At 46.9% G+C, this 18,103-nt stretch carries 13 protein-coding genes; 8 read left to right on the top strand and 5 right to left on the bottom strand.

Annotated elements, in window-relative coordinates:
* The first annotated feature begins 36 nt into the window (after window positions 1-36).
* Both H5647_RS10695 and greB read left to right on the top strand, forming a co-directional pair.
* On the top strand, window positions 37-2,049 hold the full coding sequence (locus H5647_RS10695) for a S9 family peptidase (protein ID WP_045858477.1): 2,013 nt from the start codon (window positions 37-39) through the stop codon (window positions 2,047-2,049).
* Window positions 2,050-2,070: 21 nt separating this feature from the next.
* Window positions 2,071-2,544, top strand: coding sequence for a transcription elongation factor GreB (greB, locus tag H5647_RS10690; RefSeq protein WP_045858475.1), 474 nt, complete (start codon window positions 2,071-2,073; stop codon window positions 2,542-2,544).
* A gap of 42 nt (window positions 2,545-2,586) precedes the next feature.
* On the opposite strand, the gene H5647_RS10685 is transcribed toward greB, so the two are convergent.
* Window positions 2,587-3,816: an HD-GYP domain-containing protein gene (locus tag H5647_RS10685; protein WP_045858473.1), complete on the bottom strand. Its 1,230-nt coding sequence runs from the start codon at window positions 3,814-3,816 to the stop codon at window positions 2,587-2,589.
* Window positions 3,817-4,020: 204 nt separating this feature from the next.
* Window positions 4,021-5,196 carry an amino acid aminotransferase gene (locus H5647_RS10680; protein WP_045858471.1) on the bottom strand — a complete coding sequence of 392 codons (1,176 nt, stop codon included), beginning with the start codon at window positions 5,194-5,196 and terminating at the stop codon, window positions 4,021-4,023.
* 94 nt (window positions 5,197-5,290) lie between these two features.
* Between H5647_RS10680 and H5647_RS10675 the strand changes: the two genes are divergently transcribed.
* Window positions 5,291-5,758 carry an Lrp/AsnC family transcriptional regulator gene (locus H5647_RS10675; RefSeq protein ID WP_045858470.1) on the top strand — a complete coding sequence of 156 codons (468 nt, stop codon included), beginning with the start codon at window positions 5,291-5,293 and terminating at the stop codon, window positions 5,756-5,758.
* A gap of 594 nt (window positions 5,759-6,352) precedes the next feature.
* Here H5647_RS10675 and H5647_RS10670 read toward each other — a convergent pair.
* Both H5647_RS10670 and pdxH read right to left on the bottom strand, forming a co-directional pair.
* Window positions 6,353-6,712, bottom strand: a complete 360-nt coding sequence (locus H5647_RS10670; protein ID WP_045858468.1) for a diacylglycerol kinase — start codon at window positions 6,710-6,712, stop codon at window positions 6,353-6,355.
* A 142-nt stretch (window positions 6,713-6,854) separates the two neighbouring features.
* Window positions 6,855-7,493: a pyridoxamine 5'-phosphate oxidase gene (gene pdxH, locus H5647_RS10665; protein ID WP_045858466.1), complete on the bottom strand. Its 639-nt coding sequence runs from the start codon at window positions 7,491-7,493 to the stop codon at window positions 6,855-6,857.
* A 71-nt stretch (window positions 7,494-7,564) separates the two neighbouring features.
* Here pdxH and mobA point away from each other — a divergent pair, with 71 nt between their 5' ends.
* Window positions 7,565-8,242, top strand: coding sequence for a molybdenum cofactor guanylyltransferase (mobA, locus tag H5647_RS10660; protein WP_082087027.1), 678 nt, complete (start codon window positions 7,565-7,567; stop codon window positions 8,240-8,242).
* A gap of 74 nt (window positions 8,243-8,316) precedes the next feature.
* A complete protein-coding gene (locus H5647_RS10655; RefSeq protein ID WP_162926358.1) occupies window positions 8,317-9,090 on the top strand; it encodes a hypothetical protein in 774 nt (257 codons plus the stop codon).
* 237 nt (window positions 9,091-9,327) lie between these two features.
* Here H5647_RS10655 and H5647_RS10650 read toward each other — a convergent pair whose 3' ends face one another.
* Window positions 9,328-11,970 carry a cadherin-like beta sandwich domain-containing protein gene (locus tag H5647_RS10650; RefSeq protein WP_045858461.1) on the bottom strand — a complete coding sequence of 881 codons (2,643 nt, stop codon included), beginning with the start codon at window positions 11,968-11,970 and terminating at the stop codon, window positions 9,328-9,330.
* Window positions 11,971-12,398: 428 nt separating this feature from the next.
* Between H5647_RS10650 and H5647_RS10645 the strand changes: the two genes are divergently transcribed.
* The 3 genes from H5647_RS10645 (at window position 12,399) to H5647_RS10635 (ending at window position 18,057) form a co-directional block, all read left to right on the top strand.
* Window positions 12,399-13,841, top strand: coding sequence for a hypothetical protein (locus H5647_RS10645; RefSeq protein WP_045858459.1), 1,443 nt, complete (start codon window positions 12,399-12,401; stop codon window positions 13,839-13,841).
* Window positions 13,842-13,875: 34 nt separating this feature from the next.
* Entirely contained in the window at window positions 13,876-14,550 is a 675-nt protein-coding gene (locus tag H5647_RS10640; RefSeq protein ID WP_236074868.1) for a VWA domain-containing protein, read from the top strand.
* Between the two features lie 921 nt (window positions 14,551-15,471).
* The gene (locus H5647_RS10635) at window positions 15,472-18,057 is read left to right on the top strand and encodes a glycoside hydrolase family 9 protein (RefSeq protein ID WP_045858458.1); all 2,586 of its coding nucleotides are present in this window, start codon (window positions 15,472-15,474) and stop codon (window positions 18,055-18,057) included.
* The last annotated feature ends 46 nt before the right edge of the window (window positions 18,058-18,103 follow it).

Genomic DNA, 18,103 nt, shown 5'->3' with positions numbered 1-18,103 from the left:
GCTAATTGTAACCTAATCAACCATTATCGAACGAATATGCCCTACCCTACCCCAAAGACACTCTCGCACGGCTCATGGCCATCTGCTATTTCTGCTGATTGTGTCGCCGGCAAAACGCCACGCCTAAGCGAGCCGTGCCTCAATAATAATCGACTCTTTTGGTTAGAGTCTCTCGCGGAAGAAAAAGGCCGTACAGCTATAATGATGGCCAACCTAAGCGGCCCAGAGGTAGAAGCGCCTACTTGCATATTGCCACGGCCCCTTAGCGCAAAATCTAGAGTGCATGAGTATGGCGGAGGCAGTTATTGCATTGACGGCGACAATCTCTATTTTGTACTTGGCGAGGACCAACAGGTTTATCACGCCTATATGGGCCAACCGACGTTCACCCCCACGTGCTTAACACGTACTCCCACAGCACCCGATAACCCCTCTCTACACGCGAACCCCGATCGACGCTTTGCCGATATAACGCTCGACTCGCAAGGGCAACAACTCATAGCCGTTTGTGAACAGCACTATAGCGACGCGTCACAAGAGCCGCTAACGCAGCTCGTCTCCATATCACTCAGCCAAGAACCCCCTATCGAGATGGACGTTAGTGTTATTGCCTACGGTGACGATTTTTACGCCAACCCAACACTATCGCCCTGCGGTGAATACTTAAGCTGGCTATCGTGGAACCATCCCAACATGCCGTGGGATGCGACGGAACTATGGCTCGATAAACGCGCGCTTAACGGTAAATTTAACAAAAACTACGCCAATCACGTGGCCGGTAATGGCCAGGAAAGCCTATTTCAGCCTCGCTTCGCACCCAACGGCGATTTATTCTTCGTCTCCGATACCAATAACTGGTGGAACCTATACCGCATCCCTTACCACAGCCTACTTGAGAAAAACGTCAAACCACTTCCTGTAACGCAAGAAACGGCCGAATGCGCCACACCTCAGTGGACCTTTCGCATGTCCACCTACGATTTTTTAAATGAGCGTGAAATCCTCCTAACCCTCACACGAAACGGCAGCTGGTCCCTCGCGCTTTTAACCCTCAATAACAACACAATAACCCCTATAGACGCAGCCTCATCATTAAGCGTTATTACCGGCATAAGTTGCGATACACGTTCAGCAAACACCACGGGCGTATTCGTAGGCGCCTCGCCTACCGCTATGCCCAGTATTTATTGCTTACAGGATAAAAAACTCCACGCCATTACCGCGAGCGGTTTAACTCTAAGTAAAAAGGATATATCAATACCCACCGCCATTGAGTTCCCAACGGGAGAAAACCACAAAGCCAAAGCCTATGGGTTTTATTACCCCCCTACAAATGCACATTTTAAAAACGACAACGGCGTCCCTCCCTGTATTGTTATTTGCCATGGAGGCCCAACCGGCGCTACCGAAAACGCACTTAATTTAAAAATACAATATTGGACAAACCGAGGCTTTTCAGTTGTTGATGTAAACTACCGCGGCAGCACCGGCTATGGCCGAACGTTTAGGCGCTCTCTACACCAAAAATGGGGTGTTTATGATGTAGAAGATGTATGTTCTGCGGCCAACTACGCTGTATCCCAAGGATGGGCCAACCCTAATCAACTGATCATTAAGGGCAGTAGCGCGGGCGGCTATACCGTACTTGCCGCACTCACCTTTAGCCAAACCTTTAATGCTGGGGTAAGCCTTTATGGTATTGGCGATTTAGAAACTCTCGTGCGCGATACACACAAATTTGAAGCTCGCTATCTAGATTCGTTAATCGGCGACTACACCACACACAAACAACGCTACCTAGACCGTTCACCCATTCATTTTGTTAACAACATCAGCTGTCCTTTACTGGTCTTTCAAGGCCTAGAAGACAAAGTTGTGCCACCCAACCAAGCCGAGACCATGGTAGCTGCAGTAAAAAAGAAAGGCCTACAAGTAAATTACGTTACATTTGAAAATGAAGGGCATGGTTTCAGGCAGGCGCATAATATTAAAACGATGCTAGACGAAGAGCTGGCATTTTATAAAGATATTTTTAATTTAAAACACTAACAACAGGACGACAAAATAACCGTGCGCACCCCCCTTATCACACAACAAGGTTACAAAAACCTAGAAATAGAACTCGATGAGCTTTGGCGCACGGAGAGGCCCGACGTAACAAAAAAAGTCGCATGGGCAGCGAGCCTGGGTGATAGAAGCGAGAATGCTGACTACCAATACAATAAAAAGCGACTGAGAGAAATAGACCGCCGCGTGCGCTATTTACGAAAATGCTTAGAGAACCTGAAGGTTGTTGAGTATAGCCCGCAACAGGAAGGCAAGGTTTTTTTTGGTGCTTGGGTGTCAATAGAAAACGATGGGGGCAACACGCTCAATTTTCGCATTGTCGGTTATGACGAAATTTTTGGGCGAAATGATTATATTTCAATTGATTCGCCAATGGCGAGAGCGCTATTAAAAAAAGAAGTGGATGATGAAGCAATTGTCACTACCGAAGCGGGAGCCGTTACCTGGTATATTAATGCTATAAAATACGATCCATAAATATCTATAGATTCGATCTCTTACCTAACGACACTGATACTACTAGTGTTTTAGAATCAATCCTTTCTTCTGATATTCCCGCAAACGTATTCCAAAACTACCATCACGCCAAACTTGCTTGATTAAAAATTTACGTGGCATTTCGCCAGTTTCTATATACGCTAAATCTTTAATTGTTTCTTTTTCACGCACTTGTTTTTCTTCATCGAGCAACAATATCACGCGAGGCAAATGGCGTAATCTCGGATTAGATTCCACAACTATTCCCACTTCACCGCTGTATAGTTCAACCAAACTTCCTGCGGGATAAAGGCCAATGGTCTCAATAAACTTCAATGCTAGCGCTTCGTCGAAATGCTTACCTTTTTCGTTGTAGATTATTTTAAGGGCTTCAGTTGACGTTTTTGCGCGTGAGTAACAACGATCAGCAGTCATGGCGTCGTAAGCATCTACGATGGCGATAATACGCGAAAACCGAGAAATACCATGCCCCGGTAATTTACGGGGATAACCTTGCCCGTCGATACGTTCGTGATGGCTATACGCAACATCAATGGCGCCATTGTATATATTGGAACTCGCCAGCAATAGGTTACGCCCATGTACCGTGTGCGCTTTCATTAAACGCATTTCTTTAGGCGTGAGGCTTGCGGGCTTATCTACAATTTCTTCCGGCACCCGCATTTTACCTACGTCGTGCAGTAATCCACACATGCCCAAATTGTGCAGCTCTGCTTCGTCGAAACCCAGCTGTCGCCCAAACGCGATGGCGAGAATACAGACATTTAAACAGTGCTCAGCCGTATATTCTCGCTCATCTCTAATTTTTGCCATCCACAAAAGCGCGTCTGGGTGCCGAATAACCGATTGGACGCAGTCATTAACCATGTCTCGGGCTTGAGCACCATCTAACGCTCCACCCAAACGAATGTCATCCAACAGTGTTTTGGTGAGAGAGCGGGCTTGCCGAAATGCCTTGTACGCCTTTCGATGCTCATCTTGAATAGATACTTCCGGCGCAAAGGCATCGTTTGAGGGTTTTGCGTGCGAGGCGGTGCCATCTCCAGAACTATTGGCACTTAATTTTGTTTCTTTGTAATCCGTATCGACCCACACACTCTCACAATATTCCGATACGATATCAATATCGTCCTGCACTTCGAGTAGAAAGCCCTGCATTATGAAGGGGGTATCCAACCAGTCTTTATCTAATTTGGATACAAACATCCCAACCCGCAGTTCACCTACATGCATTTTGACGATCTTCGACATGAGCCCTCGCTATAAATCAAAACATTTCAATGCTCACTTGAATACGTCACGCTCTATAACATTAGCTTTCAACACTCGCGATACCATGCGTATCGCGGGCAAAAAGAAGCACTGAAGGTCGATATTTCAGCGGGATAGAACGCAAAACTTGGAGCCTAATTTTGAGTATAGAAGCTCCCTCTGCGATCGGGATGTCTATTCCATTTATATGACGCGCATTAGCGCATCACAAAATTTATCCCTATTTTGGTGGTTGAGGCCCGCCAAACTAATCCGGCTTGTTCCCACCATATAAACACCATAAGCATCGGCCAGCTCGGCTACTTCGCGCTCACCCAATCCTAAAAAGGAGAACATTCCCTGCTGACGAGCAATATGATCAAATCGACCTTCGGCACCTCGATTGTTAATCGCCGCCACGAATTGATCACGCATAGCTTTAATTCGATTACGCATTTCATCAACTTCCGCAAACCATACTTGCCGTAAGGCGTCATTCGATAAAATATTCGCCACAATCGCCGCGCCGTGTGACGGCGGCATAGAGTAAATACCCCGAACAATACTCGCGATATGAGAAGTTGTGATCGCCTTACTCGCACCTAATACGGCTACTGCACCTACTCGCTCACGGTATAAACCAAAGTTTTTTGAACACGAGAGTGCTAACAACACCTCGGGTAATTGTTCACACATCAATCGAATACCATAGGCATCTTCTGCTACACCTTCACCAAAGCCTTGGTACGCCATATCGATAAACGGAACAAACCCACGCCTCTGAGCCACATCTGCAACGGCTTGCCACTGCTCACGCGTTAAATCAGCACCACTCGGATTGTGACAACAACCATGCAGCAACACCAAATCGTTCGCAGGAACTTTTTCAAGGCATGCCAGCATTTCTTCAAATCGTATCGTATGTGTCGAGAAGTCGTAATAAGGGTACTGTTTTATCGGCACTCCTGCGTCCCCGAGTAAGGGCACATGGTTGCCCCAGGTGGGGTCGCTCACCCAAATACTACTGGTGCGGCTAGCACGCTTTATAAGCTCGGCCGCAACGCGCAACGCACCACAACCGCCAGGCGTTTGAACCAACGCTAAACGATCAAGTTCAGCATGGGAATCACCCAAGACAAGCTCCGCCATCTGTTGATTAAACACCGCATTACCGAGAGGGCCTATATACGCCTTCGTGTCTTCAGTATTTAGTAGCTGTGTTTCCGCTTGTTTCACACAGTCAAGAATGGGCGTTCTGCCCTGAGCATTTCGATAAACACCAACACCCAAATCGACTTTGTCTTCTCTGGGGTCAGCGTTAAATTTACTTATAAGGCCCAATATAGGGTCCGGAGGAAGAGTGGAAAGAGAATCGAACATAGAACTTTTTCAACGTTGAGGACTAGGGAGACACAGTGTAAAGTCGTGCCGAAAGCTCGATTCTACCCTATTTAAAGCACACAATGGACCTGTCATGACCTCTGTCGAACTCGATAATTACGACATCAAAATACTAAAAAGCCTACAAGCCAATGCCGACATTTCGATGGCCGAACTGGGCGAGGCAGTAGGGCTCTCTCACACGCCTTGCTGGCGAAGGGTAAAACGGCTAGAAGAAACCGGCTATATCCAAAACCGCGTAACGCTGCTCAATGCAGAGCACTTAAATCTGAGTGTTGTTATTCACGCCTACATCACAATTAAAAGTCACGATGAAGAATCACTACTTGCTTTCGAAAACGCCGTACATACTCTTAACGAGGTCGTAGAATGCTATTCCATTACAGGGGATAAAGACTACCTAGTGAAAGTCATTGTCGCGAGCGTCGATCAATACGAACAACTACTAAAGAGCAAGCTAGTGCACTTACCCAATGTAGCCTCAGTGAACTCTGTATTTGCGTTGAAACAGATTAAATACACCACTCAGCTACCGCTCTAACGCTAGAATCACATTAAGCTTTCTAGCGCGCCACGCTCTTTATGTTGATTTTCTGACCACGAAGATACCTTTACCCCCCGCAATCCGAAGAATCAATTCCACAAACAAAAAAAAGCCCGCTCGGAAGCGGGCTGGGACTAGTTACACATAAATCACATCAAAATTAAGCGAATAACAAACTCATATAACAACAAATGTAAACAACATTCTAAACGCTGCGACTAACTTGAACCGTGTTCACGCAGCGGAACAACACGTTACTGATTAATAATATAGCACATACGCATTAAAGATAAAGCCATAAAATGAAAAATATCATGTAAAAAAAAACAATAAAACTCACAATAAAGCATTAACAATTATAAGAAATTGCGTTTTAACGCTTAAAGGCACTATTTTTCAAGCAAATCTGTATTGCTTAAAACTTCGACTTAAAGGGAAAGAATTAATTCCATGGGAAAAATGCAAGAAATGAGGAAGGCTGTAATTTAATTTGGCGCATGGCGCACTGAGCATCCCTTTTCAAGACTGTATTGCACTTATGGCCTTGTCGCCACACCTCAAACCAAAAGTCTATCAAGACAAAGATCAAACCTAGAAGGCAATAACACTGACCCAAACAAACACAAGAAGCGTCAAAGCCAGAAGTACAGCCGCTGACCCCATATCTTTCGCGCGCCCAGCAAGCTCATGATGTTCATAACCCACGCGATCAACTACAGACTCAATAGCACTATTGAGTAACTCCACTATTAACACCACTATAACGGAGAAGATTAAGACCACACGTTCCAATGTAGTAAGGTTCAACCACAACGCGACCGGAATAAGTACAACCGCGAGCACAAGCTCTTGTCGAAAGGCAGCCTCATTTCGACACGCCGCTAGAATACCCTTGTAAGAATAAACAGTGGCTTTAACAATACGGGTAAATCCACGATTTTTCTGGATCATATTCTCTACACCTCATTCGACGGCAACGGTAATAGGCGAGAGAGTATGTCGGCTTAATGACAGAAGGATGACAAGCACCCTATTAAGAGGAATAAGGTACGCCACACTCGCTTCAATAAAAGTAGTGTGTATTGGATAGCCCCTACGGAGCCACGCGCTCAATCGCCCAACGTTGCTCAGCGCTTTTAACGTATTGAAAACGATCATGTAAACGACTGCCTCCCCCTTGCCAAAATTCAAACGCGCTCGGAACAATACGGTACCCCCCCCAGAAATCCGGTAGAGGCACCTCTCCTTCTGCAAACTTAGCTTTCATCGATTCAAATTGCATCAGTAACATTTTACGTGAGCTTATTGGATGGCTTTGCCGAGAACTCCAAGCCGCTATTTGGCTATCACGTGGCCGAGAAAGAAAATACGCGAGCGACTCTTTTAGCGGTATTCGCGCTGCAACGCCTTCCACCTCTACTTGACGCTCCATTCCGTGCCATGGAAAATGCAAACAGACATTGCGGTTCACCTCAATTTGTTGGGATTTTTGACTCGCATAATTCGTAAAAAAAACGAACCCTCGTTCATCCAGATGCTTCAACAACACAATGCGCTGGCTTGGTTTCCCTTCGCTGGACACTGTAGCCAAAGTAAACGCAGTGGGATCTGGAATGTGTGCTTCAATGGCTTGATCCAACCACAGTTTAAATTGCGTGATAGGGTTATCTTGTAGGTTATCTCGGCGTAAACCGCCAGCGAGGTATTCTCGACGAATGTCTTCTAGTTTCATAATTCGGGTATGATAGTAAGTTATAAAGTTGCCCAGACTGGGGAACGGGATATTACCGATTAAATACGATTATGACATCTTCATTTTCTACTATACCGCCAGTAGCCGCACTCATTCTAGCCGGTGGAGAAAACCGTCGTATGAACGGTAAAGCTAAAATATTGTTGCCTCTAGGGCAACACACGCTCCTGCAAAGACTCCTTAACTCGTTACAACCTCAGGTGCGAGCTATTGCCCTCAGCTATAACGACCCATTACCCGCACACCTAATAGCAGAGCACTTCAGCCATGAGCGCCCAGTACTCAAAGATAATGGCGAAACGCGCGAAGGCCCCTTGGCAGGTATACAAAAAGGGCTCGAATGGCTAAAACCGCTACCAGCCTGCGAATGGCTGTTAACCGTACCTGGCGACACCCCCTTTCTGCCCGACAACCTAGTGACACGACTATTTGACAGTACCGTAAACACACCTATTAGTAAGGCACACTATATATGCTGGCAAGGCCGAGACCATTTTTTAACCGGCCTATGGCATGCATCAACACTCCCTGTACTTACCCAGTATTTGGCATCTGGCCAACGCTCAGCAAAAGGCTTTCTGGCTTCGTTAAATTCAACACGCGTGTGCCTCACTACGGACGCTGTTGTTGCATCACCAACGTTGAAAGAACACCTGTTTTTTAACATAAACACACCCAACGACCACGCTAAAGCAAAAGCCATTGCACTAGAACAACGCTCCCAATGACACACCAGAAAAACACACAGTGCCTTTCTTACGTAAAACATGCCTACATTGCGCTTATGCTCTTATGCATGTTTATGGTCTCTACTCACGCTATCGCATGCGCTGAGCAAGCACGTTCAGATTTGGAAAAACTTTATTGCGAACTTAAAGCGCGAGGCAAAAGCGCAGCCTTACCAACATTTATGGAGTTTCGTGGTAACGCTGAAAAGATCCAACGGCTACTGCTCAAAGCGCCAGCCCGAAAAGCCGGGCTATCATTGCCCCCTCTCAATGGAGAAACACTACAGGCGCTTCCCGATACAGCGACGCCAATACCCACAACAAAACAACAGAATACAGCGGTACAAGCCCACCACACCGAAAACGCGCCACTTTCTAGCCGCTGCCAGCTATTGCCACTTGTCATCCACTGTCAGTTTGGTCGCTACCATCTGCAAACGAATAAACCGAATAGCGAACTCTCTTCTCGTGCGCTCAGCCCCACGAATACGCTTTCCATACGGCCCCGTGATCACGCCGCTTATTTAAACGAAACAGACCTTTACTACCTAAGCCAAACCTACCCCGTTTATTTAGATCGAATGCTAAGTATAGGATTAGGTGATTCAACGATGTCATTTACACGCTTTGCCGCAACATTCGACGAAATACAGCAACGCGGCGGCAATTTTGCCAATCGCTTTTCGGCCATGTTCCAATTACTAAAGGCCGAGAAATCTCGTAACGGAATTAAACGTCGATACGACGAAAGCCAGCCTCACAGCCTTACGCAGTGCATGGAGGTTGGTAGGACATTGTTGGTATGCGACAACGTAAAACGAAACTGGGTCTACAAGTTTGACGGGTAAGCAAAAGCAACGTTACACAAACAAACACGCGTCATAACGTTGGTTTACGGTCAGGCATATACGGGGATAGTGCCACAAGGGGATAGTGCCACAAGGGGATAGTACTACAAGGCAATAGTACTACAAGGCAATACTAGTACCGAGCATAGAACTAAATCACCGTGAATGCAGCGTAAAATAAAATGTTCACGCACAAAAAAAGGGCTTTAAAAGCCCTTTTTCTCAGAGTAAAACAGATTACTGAGCGATTAAACGGAAACGCTGAAGTTCGTGGCCAATATTAACAGCAAGATTAACGGCAGAACCCACTTCTGCAGCGCCGGTCAACACATACCGCCGACCCCAATCCCCTTTGTTAACAATAATAACTTCATCACCATCGTAAAATAGCTGCCAACGAAGGTAGAAGCCGTCTTCAGGGTTAAGAATAACGCCTAACGAGTCAACTTCGGCAGTCACCACAGGAAGCCCTGTTTCACCCACATAAAGCGGTGTTTGTGGCGCCAGTGTGCGCCCAGGAACATCTGATGGCACAATGAAAACAAACCCATCTTCATCATGGACAAACTTCCACAATTGCTCAGCCGCATTCCCACACGCTTGCATCTCTATACCAGCGGACAAATTAATGCCGGAATCCGTCGTGGTATAAGGGCGTACTTCTGCCAAGCACAGCGGTGTATCAACAACTGTTTGAATCTGATAGATGGGCACTGAGTATTCCGTATTAATACCCGCTCCAACGTAACTTACCTCTACCCCATCAGTTCGAGTATTTTCAGTCGCATTAAATACCGCAACATTACCGCTATTCGCAAGCGCAGTGGCTGCACCACCAAGATCCGCTTTATTTTGATAAAAATGCGTATTTTCCCCCCACGCTTGTGTCACCCAATCTCGTTCTACTGTAGTAGCGGCAACAACATGGTTTAACGCTTCGCCCGACTCATTAATAAAGGTGTTGAAGCTAATATCAGTATCATTCCCCTTCACAACGATCAACGCAGACTGCTCAGCGTTTGCGGACAACCCAAGGCCATCAATAACATTGAACTTAACCTCAGTTGATTCAACACCTTCATGAATATCGATGGCTTCAGCCAACACATTTGGCCCAAGAATATTGGTAAAAATACGATTGCTCATATTCGTTGGGTCAAAAACACCTGAAGGCGCACTGGACCATTCGTCTGCGGGCGAACCAACAACAATAGCTTCAGCATATGCGTCGTAGCCTTCACGCGTAGACAAACCAGTATTCGAAACCAAAGAGCGTCGCAGACTATTATATGAACTACCGTTACGAAGCTGTATACCTCGCTCACCCACATGGCTCACCGTTAACCCTGTAAGCTCGTTATAGCTCGCGCCATCCAAAACAATGCCATTTCTTCCGCCATAGGTTTGGATGTTGTTCACAACCCAGTAATCGCCCGAAAGACGTAACACGTCATTTTCTGTCTGGCTTTCCCCAAATAATATGGGATAAGCGCCACTACTGGCACTACGCAATGTTATGGGAGTATCAGCGGTACCACTACGATCGCTGTAAAAAAGCGCGTCTTCATGGCCGCTTGTGTCTAATGAAGCTGTTCCGAAGTAGTACGTGGGACGCACAACAATTTCATCATTAGGCTCGGCGTTTAACAACGCTGCCTGTAACTCATCGACAGTCTCAACCAATACCCAATTAGTCTCTCTGCGCCCTAGCGAAAGCGTGTAATACCGTTTATTAGTGCCATTACTGGCGGTGACTTCTAGTACCCGCTCAACGGAATCGACACCGTCCACATCAATAGCGAACGGCACACCCGCTAATAGCGTTTGGGGTTCTGTAACACTTAAGATAACCCCAGTATCACTCAGTTCCGGCACACCCAAAGTCATGGTTGCGCCCTCTACTGAAGGGCTAGCGGTTAACTGTAGGCCTGAGACATTTTGATTGTAAGCACCAAGATAACTCGGAATTAAGCAACCAAAATCGGTTTGTAATTCTGCGCCAACAATTTCCATAGCGCTCAAAGTCGTATCTGCAGCCAACTCTTCTGTGGTGCCAACAGCTCGAGTAACGGTTAACTGATAGGTTTCTTCGCCAACACCATCTTCAGCACGAGACACTAGTTCGACTAAATTGTCACCCTCGGCCACGTTTAGCTCAATCGATTGAAAGTGAGCACTTTCTCGATTATTAATGGTTACGCTGGTATGACGTTCGTTGGTTTGCGCACCGACAGTTATCATGCAGCCCGCATAAGGCACTTCAGCTGCGTAAGAAAAGACAGAAGAATTAAATTCAGGAGTGAGTGCCAGATAAAAAACGTCTGACGCATCATCAGAATTGTAGGCTTGATTGGTCGCCACAATATTCAGCAGCTTTGCTGACGTACTCACCCGATGAACATTTATAGTGTAATTAAGGCGACGGGTATTTCCGTCTTCAGACATCCTCAATACAATAATGTTATCGCCTTCTGCCAAGGTTTTAGTATCAACCTCGCCAGGCTCAATCTCGTTATTTTCGCCCAAATAATTGAACGTACTATTACCATTTTCATCAAGTACCGGATCGCCATTTTCATCGCGCTCCAGCTCTCGCTTAGCAATAGCAAGTTTAATGTCTTCGTTTAAAGGTGAGGCGGTAATATTAATACTCGTCACATCACTGGGGACATTAAGCGCATAAGTGCCTATATAGTCGGGATCGAAAGCCGGCACTAACGTACCTTGATCGATCACCAAACTGCTTAAGCGCATATCGGTAAGGTCGCTAAAATCGGTAACGGCACCTTTTTTCCGATCAGTATCATTGCCACAGCCGTTTAGGCTCAATAAAAGTAATACGGAAAAAGCATACAAGAAGGGGGATGTACTTCGTAACATTCGTTGAATTAACCCAAAAAATTAACCATTTAGAGGAGGCTGACTACGCCGGAATCTGTGTCTTTCTTTCTTATTGATCGTTGTGATAATTAGGCCTTAAAGACCGAAAAATCAGGGCGACCAAGGTACTAGTTATCGCCGCTTGAGTAAAGGGTGGACTTGTAAAGCGTCTGATCCAATGCGCACACCCTTACTAGCTCAAACTTTGACCGTAACACAGCGATAAGTTCACATTTTTTTTCTTATTAAAATCAAATAGTTAGCGCTGCCATATTTCGCCATATTTGGACAGAATTGATCACCACGAAAACGTGAACAACGCCCTCTCGCACCACCTCTACGTTGATAAAGTAAGCACAACTACCGCGAATACTAACATTCGCAGCCAACATACCCTTACATTTCACCCAATCAAGGTGGTACGTACTATGATCTTCGAGACTCCTTTCACCCTCAATAGTTGGGGTGAATTCGCAATACTCTTTATTGGGGGGACACTCGTCCTCTACATTGCCCGTAACGCAGCTCATCGTGCGCTAAATGGCTCATTCAACAGTTTATACAGTGGCCTTAGGCTCGCAGCAAAAGCACTGCAAGCCGCCCGCATTCGCTTATATCATCGAAACAGAGAGGTATTGCTCGCCCAAGGGAGAGAGCAAGCCGAACGAGACCTTGAAAAAGAGTTTTTTGAAGTGAATAAATTTGTCCAACGTGATCTTGGTGGCTACCCACAGTTACAACGCCAAATGCAAGCGCAAGTCGCGCGTATACAAGACGATTACGAACGAAGCCGTGAAGTACCATTAGCGGGGCCTGATTGGGTAGAAGCCGTCGACGCCATAGCAAAACTTAAAAACGGGGAAAAAGCAGCAACCATTGGCGGGAAAGTTTTAGAGCAAATTCACGCCTCCGCTGAACAACAGCATAAAGAAACGCTTGCAGCTTACCGAAAAGAATCATTCACTCGCCACAACGCGCTAAAAAGTATGACGCCCTATTGGCGAAAACTGGCTTATAGCGTTGACGAAGTGGGCGAACGCCTTAAAGAAATCGTCACACGAAGCCATAATATTGATCATCAAATGATTCGCTTTAATGACATTGTCGCCGGTAGAGACAAAGCGGAACGCGCCCTTAAAGCATCCTCTATTACCCAGTTTATTATCGCGGCATTGGTCATAACTATTGCCATTGGCGGCGCGTTTTTCAACTTTCACCTGATAGCATTACCCATGTCAGAAATGGTTGGCTCGGTGCAACGAGTCGCGGGGGTTAAGGTGGCCGATTTAGCCGCGCTTGTCATTATTTGCTTAGAAATGACTGCCGGTATATTTCTATTGGAAAGCCTGCGCATAACGTCACTATTCCCATTAATTGGCGCTATGGATGACCGCATAAGACGCACCATTATGATTGCCGCCGCAATTGTACTTATTGTTTTAGCGTCAACTGAATCGGCGCTGGCCTTTATGCGGGATCAAATAGCGGGAGATCTCGCCGATTTGCGTGCCTCACTTGCCGGCGTAACCGCCACTACCCCACTCACAGATACGAACATTAACGAGTGGATACCACTCGCAGCCAACATGACACTCGGGTTTATTCTACCGCTCGCTCTCACGATGGTTGCCATACCGCTAGAGTATTTACTCCAAACGGGTCGAAGCGTTTTCGGTAGCGTACTGGAGTTAGCCTTAACGGTAACCGCTGTGATTATGCGCATAACAGCGGCCATGGTTAGGCACATTGGAAAAATCGTGATCAGTTTGTATGACCTTCTAATAGCGGCGCCTTTATGGTGTGAAGCACTTATTCGCCAATCACTGGAAACACCATCGAAAGCTCGTTTAAACACGGTCACCGAAAAGTAAGCCGGAAACCGCATTAACTAATAAGGCCGTCAGAATGACTATTCTATTCCACAACATTAAAACCCTCTTTATCAGGTTGGTGTTCACCTCAATATTCGGGCTCACGGCTTGCAGCGATACACCACCCACAAACTATGCCCGCGGTGTTTACTTACTACTAGACACCTCTGGCACCTATACCCAAGAGTTAACCAAGGCACAGCAACTCATCAATTTTATGTTAGCGATACTGGAACCCGGCGATACCTTCGCCGTTGCTCGTATTGATAGCGGTAGTTTTAGTGAAAAAGACATTATTGCAAAGGTGGTGTTAGATGCACGTCCATCTGTTGCGAATAAACAAAAACGGACATTCGCAACCCAAATAGAGCGCTTTGTTGGCACGGTTCAAAGCAGTGCCTACACCGATATTTCGGGCGGTTTACTGCAAGGAGTCGAATATCTAAACGAAGCGAATGTCGGGAGTAAAACCATTATGATCTACTCCGATTTAAAAGAAGAACTCCCTAAAGATTACGTACGTGACTTCGACTTAAATTTAAAAGGGTTTACTGTGCAAGCGCTCAACGTTACTAAGCTTCGAGCAGACAACCAAAACCCGCAAGACTACTTAAACCGCCTTTCACTTTGGAGCAATAAGGTGATTACTGGTGGCGGAAATTGGCGAGTTGTGAACGACCTAGACAAACCTGAAGCACTTACCTTTTAAGCTTAAGGCGTTGATGCAGAACACTGTTGTTATCAACCACTGGCTAGCAACCGCACATTTCATTCTATGATCGATGCTAGCCAGCAGGTTTTGTTCAATGCAATATGCAGGCGCACGGCCGCACACCCAGCGCCAGCTTACATAATATGTATAATACCTTTTGCTCGCCAAAAACAACTCTTCGACGCGTGAATATTTTTTTGCGCTCCAACGTCAACGCACCCTCACGCCATTCGGCATAAATATCATATTAATCGTCGCCAAAATCACTAAAAAGTCAACCTATGGCGCCAATAATTCAGGAGTGGCACCTCATGTTTTACCTGCTAATGACGCCAATTAGGTATACTCCCTCCTGTGAAGGCTACCCATCTTTCTCTGAGGCTGGAGTGGTTTTTCGCAAACATGATATTGGGGCCCTTATGGGCCCCTTTTTTTTATTCCATCTCCTGCCAGCCTAATGACCGACAACAGCATTAACCGCCTTCACGTTAAGCCCCCGCTTATGCCTAATTTTTACAACGTACGCGCTCGCATCAAACCATCAAAGGCATTAACCACACTCAACACACTGTATGCCGCACAAAAGTACCATTCATATACACCACTCTTTAGGCCACAAGTTAGCCCGTAAACATAAATAAAATTTCATAGTTTGTTTTTTTGACCTAAGTCTGGACGAAGCGATAGCCAGAAGCGTTAAATATCGTCCGCATCAAAACAAAAATAAAAATTTGGCCATTGGGGCCTTCAACTTAACGAAATCAATATCACTTTTTTGTACCCAGCAACGTCCTGCACGGGTGCCCCCCCATATTTCTAATTTTTATGTTTAGGTGCTGTCGAGAGAAAATAAGAGCGACTGCCGTAGCCGTGCTGTAACTGTATGCGCTTAAAACCTAACTTGTGTGGAGACCAACAATGATAAAAAAAATATGGCTCGCAACTAGCGTAGCGGCGCTGGCATTTGCCAGCAGCGGCGCCAGTGCTCAATCGAACTTCGCCTATGGTGAAGCATTACAAAAATCTCTTTATTTTTACGAGGCCCAGCAAGCCGGCCCGCTGCCAGAATGGAACCGTGTCGCGTGGCGTGGCGATTCTGTGCCCGATGATGGCGCCGATGTAGGCTTAGATTTACGCGGTGGCTGGTTTGATGCTGGCGACCACGTTAAATTTGGTTTCCCAATGGCCGCAACCGTCACTATGGTTGCCTGGGGGGGCGTCGACTATACGGGCGCCTACCAAGATTCAAACCAGCAGGAACACCTCTTAAATAACCTACGTTTTGTAAATGATTATTTTATTAATGCTCACCCTTCCGCAAACGAATTTTACGGCCAAGTCGGTGTAGGCGGAGACGATCATACTTTTTGGGGGCCAGCAGAAGTTTTACACCATAAAATCCCCGAATCACGCGTATCAATGAAAATCGACTCGAGCTGCCCCGGCCCAGATCTCGCTGCCGAAACAGCCGCCGCAATGGCATCATCGTCTATGGTCTTTTCATCCAATGATGCCGCCTATGCCGCTACGCTCGTTTCTCACGCCGAATCACTCTTTAACTTTGCCGAATCAACCACCGGCACAACCGGAAAAGACAACGCCTACTCGCTTTGTATTTCAGACGCATCCAGTTTTTACAGTTCAACCGATGGCGTTTATTGGGATGAAATGGCATGGGCCGCGATTTGGCTATGGCGTGCGACTGGCAACGATAGATACCTAACAAAAGCGCGCGATTATTACGTTCAAATGGGTACAGAAAACCAATCCGAAACACCGGTGTACACGTGGTCACAAGGCTGGAACGACAAAGCCTATGGCGTTTACGTGTTAATGGCGGCGCTCGTGGGTGACGATAATTACCACGAAGATGCACAGCGCTATTTAGATCACTGGAGTATCGGCGACGGTAATCGTACTGGCGCAGGTTTAATTCTCGTAGATACTTGGGGCGTTAACCGATACGCTGCAAACGCGGCCTATTTGGCGCTCTTTTATGCCGAAAGCCTCGGCACAAGCCACCCTCTCCACGACCGCTATCACAGTTTTGGCAAATACCAAATAGACCACATTCTTGGCGACAACCCCGCCAACCAAAGTTACGTGGTGGGTTTTGGAAACAATTACCCCACCAATGTTCACCACCGCGGTTCCCACGGTTCTTGGGCAGATACCAGCAGTGTTCCTGAGCAACAACGCCATATACTCTACGGTGCCCTAGTGGGTGGCCCCAATGCCGACACAGGCTACGTTGAAGATAGAGACGATTACGTTGAAAACGAAGTTGCCACTGATTACAACTCAGGTTTCACTAGCGCATTGGCCGCATTATATAGCCAGTATGGCGGCGCTCCGCTATCCAACTTTCCACCAGCAGAACCCGAAACAGTGGAATACTTAGTCGGCGCTAAAGTTAATTCTTCAAGCAGTCAATACGTTGAAATAAAAGCTGTAATTCAAAACCACAGCACCACTCCCGCAAAAGGACGAGACGATCTATCCATTCGCTATTTCTATGATTTAAGCGAAGTGTTTGATGCCGGCTACGGACTAGAAGACCTAACCGTTAGCTCTGGTTACAATCAAGCGTCGAACATCTCGGCACTAAACCAATGGAATGGCACTATTTATTACGTCGAAGTTTTATTTGGTGACGACGTGATATTCCCTGGTGGCCAATCAGAACATCGCCGCGAAGTTCAATTCCGTGTGGCTTTGCCCGATTCAGCAACCGGCGTAGAGTGGGACAATAGTAACGACCCTTCTTATGACGCTGCGTATAGCGGCACTGTGGATGCAACCTATGGTATTGATGCCCCTAAAATTCCTGCCTATGGCCCAGAAGGCCTAGTTTGGGGGCAAGAGCCCAGCGGAGGTAGCGAACCAACTCCTACTCCGGCGCCCACAGCAGAGCCCTCTACAACCCCAGTACCTACACCTACACCTACACCTACATCAGCACCTAGCGTTACACCAACACCTACAACCACTCCCACTGCAACACCTGTGCCTACGCCCGGCACCGGCACCTGTAGCGACCAGTGTAAGTGGTATCAGGATGACCCCCGCCCTCTTTGCAATAATCAAGAGAGCGGCTGGGGTTATGAAAACAACCAAAGCTGTATTGGCATTGACACCTGTAACAGCCAAAACGGTAGCGGCGGCGTGGTAAGCGTATGCGACGGTCCTACACCAGAACCAACGGCAGCACCAACACCCACGCCTACTGCTGCACCTACACCCACCGCAGCTCCAACACCTACACCCACCGCAGCTCCAACACCAACGCCCACAACTGCACCAACGCCCACCCCCACCACGGCTCCCACGCCCACCGCAGCACCTACGCCTACGCCAGCACCCACTGCTGAGCCAACAGGTAGTATGTGTAACTGGTACGGCTGGCAAGTGGCCATTTGCTCCAACACCAGTTCTGGCTGGGGGAATGAAAACAATCAAACGTGTATCTCGCGTGCAGCCTGTGGCGACAACGTCGTTCAATAAGCTCTAGCATCCTCCTCTAGCACACCCTTACTTCAAGGTTGCTAGA

Origin of the sequence: Teredinibacter purpureus (assembly GCF_014217335.1) — a bacterium.
Taxonomy (GTDB): domain Bacteria; phylum Pseudomonadota; class Gammaproteobacteria; order Pseudomonadales; family Cellvibrionaceae; genus Teredinibacter; species Teredinibacter purpureus.
The sequence above is the reverse complement of the archived record's forward strand: the minus strand, read 5'-3'. Positions and strand labels throughout refer to the sequence as shown.